This is a genomic window from Escherichia sp. Lx600-2 (genome assembly GCF_036662595.1).
Classification (GTDB): Bacteria; Pseudomonadota; Gammaproteobacteria; order Enterobacterales; family Enterobacteriaceae; genus Escherichia; species Escherichia coli.
Genome location: NZ_JAYQWM010000140.1, coordinates 1 through 6365, shown reverse-complemented (window position 1 = coordinate 6365; position 6365 = coordinate 1). Strand labels below are relative to the sequence as shown.

At 53.0% G+C, this 6365-nt stretch carries 5 protein-coding genes and 4 pseudogenes; 6 read left to right on the top strand and 3 right to left on the bottom strand.

What is annotated here, in order from left to right; genetic code table 11:
- Positions 1–192: 192 nt before the first annotated feature.
- Positions 193–348: pseudogene (locus tag OQV04_RS23090) on the bottom strand (hypothetical protein); the annotation flags it as partial.
- Between OQV04_RS23090 and vapB (OQV04_RS23085) the strand changes: the two are divergent.
- From vapB (OQV04_RS23085) to OQV04_RS23060, 6 genes and pseudogenes are all read left to right on the top strand, one after another.
- Positions 305–535 carry a type II toxin-antitoxin system VapB family antitoxin gene (gene vapB, locus OQV04_RS23085; RefSeq protein ID WP_063073411.1) on the top strand — a complete coding sequence of 77 codons (231 nt, stop codon included), beginning with the start codon at positions 305–307 and terminating at the stop codon, positions 533–535. The pseudogene OQV04_RS23090 and the gene vapB (OQV04_RS23085) sit on opposite strands and share 44 nt — an antisense overlap.
- Positions 532–948, top strand: a complete 417-nt coding sequence (locus OQV04_RS23080; RefSeq protein ID WP_063073410.1) for a type II toxin-antitoxin system VapC family toxin — start codon at positions 532–534, stop codon at positions 946–948. The genes vapB (OQV04_RS23085) and OQV04_RS23080 overlap by 4 nt, the downstream gene beginning before the upstream one ends.
- Positions 949–1021: 73 nt before the next feature.
- The gene (locus tag OQV04_RS23075; protein ID WP_063073409.1) at positions 1022–2584 is read left to right on the top strand and encodes an ATP-dependent nuclease; all 1563 of its coding nucleotides are present in this window, start codon (positions 1022–1024) and stop codon (positions 2582–2584) included.
- Positions 2569–3591, top strand: a complete 1023-nt coding sequence (locus tag OQV04_RS23070; RefSeq protein WP_063073408.1) for a hypothetical protein — start codon at positions 2569–2571, stop codon at positions 3589–3591. The genes OQV04_RS23075 and OQV04_RS23070 overlap by 16 nt, the downstream gene beginning before the upstream one ends.
- A gap of 286 nt (positions 3592–3877) precedes the next feature.
- Positions 3878–4108, top strand: a complete 231-nt coding sequence (gene vapB, locus OQV04_RS23065) for a type II toxin-antitoxin system VapB family antitoxin (RefSeq protein ID WP_001261276.1) — start codon at positions 3878–3880, stop codon at positions 4106–4108.
- A pseudogene (locus OQV04_RS23060) lies at positions 4105–4212 on the top strand (VapC toxin family PIN domain ribonuclease); the annotation flags it as partial. The gene vapB (OQV04_RS23065) and the pseudogene OQV04_RS23060, both read left to right, overlap by 4 nt.
- A 46-nt stretch (positions 4213–4258) precedes the next feature.
- Here OQV04_RS23060 and istB read toward each other — a convergent pair.
- Together istB and istA are read right to left on the bottom strand one after the other, a co-directional pair.
- Positions 4259–5043 (bottom strand): annotated as a pseudogene (gene istB / locus OQV04_RS23055) (IS21-like element helper ATPase IstB).
- A pseudogene (istA, locus tag OQV04_RS23050) lies at positions 5043–5696 on the bottom strand (IS21-like element IS21 family transposase); the annotation flags it as partial. The pseudogenes istB and istA, both read right to left, overlap by 1 nt.
- Between the last annotated feature and the right edge of the window lie 669 nt (positions 5697–6365).

The following is a 6365-nucleotide window of genomic DNA, read 5'->3' as shown; positions in this document are numbered from 1 at the left end:
GGTAAGCAGAGTTTTTGAAATGTAAGGCCTTTGAATAAGACAAAAGGCTGCCTCATCGCTAACTTTGCAACAGTGCCGAAAACAGAACCGTTCGATAATACCTGTGTTTAACACCCTGTCAGTACTGATGAAATTTAAATCTCCGATTATAGCTTTTTTCGGATCTCAGCAGAAAAAAGACAGAAGTGTGTATAGGTTTGGCATATGCGTACCCCTGCCATCTGCATATGCTATATCTATACATATGCCGATCATCTGCATATACTGAGCATATGTATAAAGGCCGGTCGGCCAGGAGGAAATAATGAGAACCGTATCCATTTTTAAAAACGGCAATAACCGCGCCATCCGTCTGCCCCGCGATCTTGATTTTGAGGGGGTGAGCGAGCTGGAGATCGTCCGGGAAGGGGACAGCATCATCCTGCGCCCCGTCCGGCCGACCTGGGGCTCGTTCGCGAAGCTCGAAAAAGCTGACCCGGACTTTATGGCGGAGCGCGAGGACGTTGTCACCGACGAAGGACGGGTTAACCTGTGAACAAAACGTATATGCTGGACACCAACATCTGCTCTTTCATCATGCGCGAGCAGCCGGAAGCCGTCCTGAAGCGCCTGGAGCAGGCGGTGCTGCGTGGCCACCGTATCGTGGTCTCGGCCATCACTTATTCCGAAATGCGCTTCGGGGCTACCGGCCCGAAGGCCTCGCCGCGCCACGTGCAGCTGGTTGACGCGTTCTGCACCCGCCTCGATGCCATCCTGCCCTGGGATCGCGCCGCGGTGGACGCGACCACGGAGATTAAGGTGGCGCTGCGCCTCGCCGGGACGCCGATCGGCCCGAACGACACGGCGATTGCCGGACACTCCATCGCCGCCGGTGCCGTGCTGGTGACGAATAATACGCGGGAATTTGAACGGGTACCGGGTCTTGTGCTGGAAGACTGGATAAGATAACGCTGTAAAACAAAACAGGCGGTCTGGCGCTGCCGGACACTCTTTCAGTCAGCGGTATATAAAGGAATAAAAGATGCCTCTGATCACGCGGCTTATGCTGCAAAACTTTAAAAAGTTTCCGGAACTGGACCTGCGCTTCACTCATGACCGTAACATTCTGGTCGGGGACAATGAGTCCGGGAAAAGCACGATTCTGCTGGCCCTTGACCTTGTGCTGAGCGACAGCCGGCACCGGGTCGAGGCATTGGGTGTGGAATCGCTCCTGTCCCAGTCAGCAGTCAGGCAGTTTCAGGAAGGTGAGCGCCGCGCCGATCGGTTACCCGTGCTGACAGCTGATGTTTTCCTGAGTAATGGGGGAGATCCTGACCTGAACGGCAGGCAAAATCTGGCGGGTATCGATGCGGATGGTCTCAGAATGCGCATTGCACCCATGACGGAGGAATACGGTCAGGATATACATCATGTCCTGCAGCAGGATCCCGATAATTTTCCCTATGAATACTATTCCGTGCGGTTCAGCACCTTCTCCGGGGGGCATTTTGCCGGCTTCAGACGCTATCTGCGCCATCTGCTGTTAGACAGTGCACGCATCGATAACGAGCACGCCGCACAGGAATATACGCGCACAGTTTACAGCGTCAATGTGCCGGTAGCCGATCGGTACCGGCTTGAAAACAGTTACCGGCAACAGAAAATGCACTTCTGCACCCGGCATCTGTCAGCCATAAACGACACGCTGGATACGTATCAGTTTGGCGTGCGTTCCGGTGCTAAATCAGGTCTTGAGGCGAATCTGGACATTACCGAGGACGGTATTTCCATTCGTCACCGTGGAAAAGGAAGGCAGTGCTTCATCAAAACAGAGTTTGCACTGCAGCGGCATCAGCAGCAGGGAGAGCTCCACGCACTGTTGCTTGAGGAGCCGGAGAATCATCTCAGCCATGTCAGTATGAAGAGGCTGGTTAATCAGCTTGCAACTGAACGGCAGACGCAGGTGTTTATTGCCACACACAGCAGCCATATCTCATCCCGCCTCGATCTGCGTAAGGCAATCCTCCTCGGGTCTGCCCGACCGGTACTGATGAATGAACTTTCCGCTGAGACTGCCGCCTTCTTCATGAAAGCACCGGACAATAATGTGCTGGAATTTGCGCTGGCCAGACGTGTGCTGCTCGTGGAGGGGGATGCTGAGTTTATTCTGATCGAGGCCTTTTATCGCCGCCTGTATGGCAGGTCGCCGGAGGATGACGGGGTTCACATCATCGCTATCGGCGGAACGAGTTTCCGTCGTTATCTTGAACTGGCCCGTCTTCTGGAAAATCGCGTCGCGGCCCTTCGTGATAATGACGGCAACTATCAGCAAAACTGCGATGAACGCTATGCTGACGTGCTTTGTTCCCGCTCCCGGGTATTTGCTGATCGCGATAACACCCGATCCACATTTGAAATCTGCCTGTATCAGGATAACGCTGGTCTGTGTGATGCGCTTTTCCGCGGAACACGCCGGACACTCACGGTGCAGGAATACATGCTGGCCAATAAGGCAGAAGCAGCATTCCGGCTGTTACAGCTGCACGCCGAAGAGCTGACAGTACCTGATTATATTCAGGAGGCACTGGCATGGATAAGAGAGTGATATTTGCGGTTGCCGGCTCGGGCAAGACCACGCTGCTGATACAGCGGTTGAGTGAGGACCGGCGGACGCTGATCCTGACCTTCACCGTGAATAATGAAGCGCATCTCCGGGCGCAGATTATCAGACGTTTTGGCTTTATCCCGGACGGGATCAGGGTGATGACCTGGTTTGAGTTTCTGCACGGTTTTTGCTTCAGGCCTTTCCTGCAGGAGCAGCTGGCATCGCGTGGGCTGAGCTTCGACCAGCCCCCACCCAGAATACCGCGCACGAATGCCCGGCATTATCAGGATCCCGCCGGACGGCTGTATCACCGGAGGCTCGCACACTTACTCACAGCCCGGGGGCTGCTGCCGGATATCCGTACCCGGCTTGCCCGTTACTACGATGAACTGCTTATCGATGAAGTCCAGGACTTTGCCGGACATGACTTTAATTTTCTGCTGGAGCTCTGCCGCGCGGAAATCACTGTGCTCTGTTGCGGCGATTTTTATCAACATACCTTTGATACAAGCCATGACGGCAACGTTAATTCAACGCTGCACGATGACATTACGCGATATGAGGCCCGCTTCGACGCAGCAGGTTTCACGGTTGACCGGGACACGCTCAACCGGACATGGCGTTGCTCAGCTTCAGTGTGCGAGTTTATCACCGGACAACTGAACATCCGTATCGCTGCCCATGGGATACATGCCACCCTGATTGAAACGATCACAGATGCAGAGCGCACAGCCACCCTGCACGCCGATAATACGGTGATTAAGCTCTTCTATCGTGAACATCACCGTTACGGCTGCTATTCCATGAACTGGGGCGTCAGTAAAGGGCTCGACCACTTTCAGGATGTCTGCATTGTGATGGGATCTTCCCACTGGAAGCTTCTGACCCGTCAGGAACTGGCAGCCCTTCCACCGTCGTCCCGTAACAGGCTGTACGTGGCATGCTCACGGGCGCGCGGCAACATTTATTTTGTTCCCGAAATTCATCTGCGCCGATTCCGGAACTGAGTCAGCTGCTTCTCAGTCGGGCACAATTCAGAAATAAAGCTGTATGGCCAACGATGTCACTTCAGGCTGGAAAAGTGCGGATCCGGTTTTGGTGGTTTTCGGATCTGCGGTGGAGAAATGAGAAAACAGGATATGCGCAGCATATCCACATGCCACGCATCTGCATAGGGCAGACATACGCATATGTCAGTCATCTGCATATGTTACACCTATACAGACCAGTCCGGCAGGCATATACTGCACATATGTACTCACACATCATGCATGATCAGCCGGAGGAACATCCATGCGCACAGTTTCGATATTTAAAAACGGCAATAACCGCGCCATCCGTCTGCCCCGGGACCTGGATTTTGACGGCGTCAGCGAGCTGGAGATCGTCCGGGAAGGGGACAGCATCATTCTGCGTCCCGTCCGGCCGACCTGGGGCTCGTTCGCGCAGCTGGACAGGGCCGATCCGGACTTTATGGCGGAGCGTGAGGATGTGGTCAGCGATGAAGGACGCTTTGAGCCATGAAGAAAACCTGGATGCTCGACACTAACATCTGCTCGTTCATCATGCGCGAGCAGCCGGCAGCGGTGCTGAAGCGCCTGGAGCAGGCGGTGCTGTCAACGCCACGATGTTTGACCGTTATTTGCCATTTTCATGCCCGCTAAGATACTTTCGTTACTGATGCTGTCTGCTTTCCACCATTTCATCATCACTGATTGGCGTTGTGTTTTTGGTCAGCACTCCAGCTTTACGTTTCTCTTTTAACCGGTAACTCTCTCCTTTGATATTCAGCGTGGTTGAGTGATGTAGCAACCGATCCAGTATCGCTGTTGCCAGCACGTGATCTCCGAACATTTCTCCCCAGTCTGCGAACCCTTTGTTTGACGTCAGTATGATGCTCGCTTTTTCATATCGACGGTTCAGTAGCCGGAAGAACAGGCTGGCTTCCTCTCTGTTCATCGGCAGATAGCCTATTTCATCCAGGATCAACACCCGGGCATAACTCAGTTGCTGTAGCTAACACTCCAGCCGATTTTCCTGTTTCGCTTTCATCAGTGTCGCGATCAGTCAGTCCAGTGGCATAAACAGTACCCGATGTCCCGCATCCACCGCTTTCATGCCAGGAGCTATGGCCAGATGAGTTTTTCCGACACCAGGAGGTCCCAGCAGGATCACGTTTTCGCCGCCAGACCAGCCAGTTCCCGGACAACCTTACGGTCGATGCCCGGCTGGAAGGTAAAATCGAACTGCTCCAGCGTTTTGACCCACGGCAGACGAGCCTGCTTCAGCCGGGACTCCATACCGCGCTGATGCCTGCCGTTCCATTCCTGCTGTAGCGCCATGCACAGGAACTCCCGGTAGTTCAACTCTTTTTTAACTGCCTGTTCCAGCAGGCTTTCAACGTGATAACTCAGATGCTCCATTTTCAGGCGACTCAACAGGACTTCCAGCTCATGCATCACAACAGCTCCTCATAGGCACTCAGTGGTCGATGTTCCACCTGACTGACCTGCTGCCAGAGCGGGGCGTGATGCTCCGGCACTGTCTGCCAGCCAGACGATGCCGGACAGAGGCGATGTGAGGCCACCAGTTTCTCATTACTGTAGATCCGCAACTCGTCATCCAGCGATATTCGTATCGATACTGGCTGACCACACAGCGCTTCGGGAACGCTGTAACGATTACCACCAACCTCGATATAGCTGTCCCAGGACACATGGCGGATGTCGAAGTAACTGGTATCGAAGTCCGTATCCGGTAACGGCTGCAGATGTTCCTGCTCCAGCGCGAAGCGCTGTTCCGGCGTTTCTTTGAACTGGCGAAGCTCCCGTTTGTCAGCCACATCGGCTATCCATTGCTCCAGTTGTTGATTAACATGAGTGAAGCTGTCGAACCTGCGGTACCGGACGAAGAAGTTCTCCTTGAGGTATTTCACCATCCGCTCAACCTTACCTTTTGTTCTGGCCCTGCGTGGACGGCATGCCCGTGGCAGGAAGTTATAGTGGTCGGCCAGCAACAGGAATCCGGAGTTGAACACGACTTTCCCGTTGTTATTCTTCAGCACCGCAGCCTTCTGGTTATCAACCAGCACCGTTTTCACACAACCACCGAATTTGATCCCTGAAAACTGTCAGCGCTGCGAGGACGAAGAAAGTATTACGGCTAAAGCCGTAATACCTCCCCATCCAGCTTCAAGCTATGTAGAAACTTATGTGGGTAGAGCAGTCCCGACAGGGCAGTACCGCATTGACAGGCCGTCAGGGCCACTTACGAGCTTGTATGACAAGGGGGGCCGTCTGGATATAGCGAATTATTGTACGGTAAGCCTTTTTTGAACAGCCTTACCTATTGCTATAGAGGGGAACTCCTACGTTATACGCCGCTTTCAGGGGATTCGACCTTAATGAGACAACTCAAATATGATCGACAACTTAAACGCGATAGTTGCTGATAAAATCAATCCATTACGCGTTTCAATTGATTAAATAATGCACTTAATGTACAAAAATTCCCGATCTCAAAACTGAACCCTAAAGATACCAGGCATCTCCCCCAGGAAGCGCCCTCATGCGTTTTCCTGTTCCGCCCCTGCCACCTACCTTCTGTTTCATACTTGTTGTATTATTGTTTTTGTTTTCAATCCCCAAGGAGACGTCGCTATATGACTGTGCGGGAGACAGAGGAAAACATTGAACAAATCTTCCCTGAGCTTTCGAACTTAATTGATATTATTAATAAATGGCTTTCCCATGGAAACATTCATCCTGAACTGGCACACTTC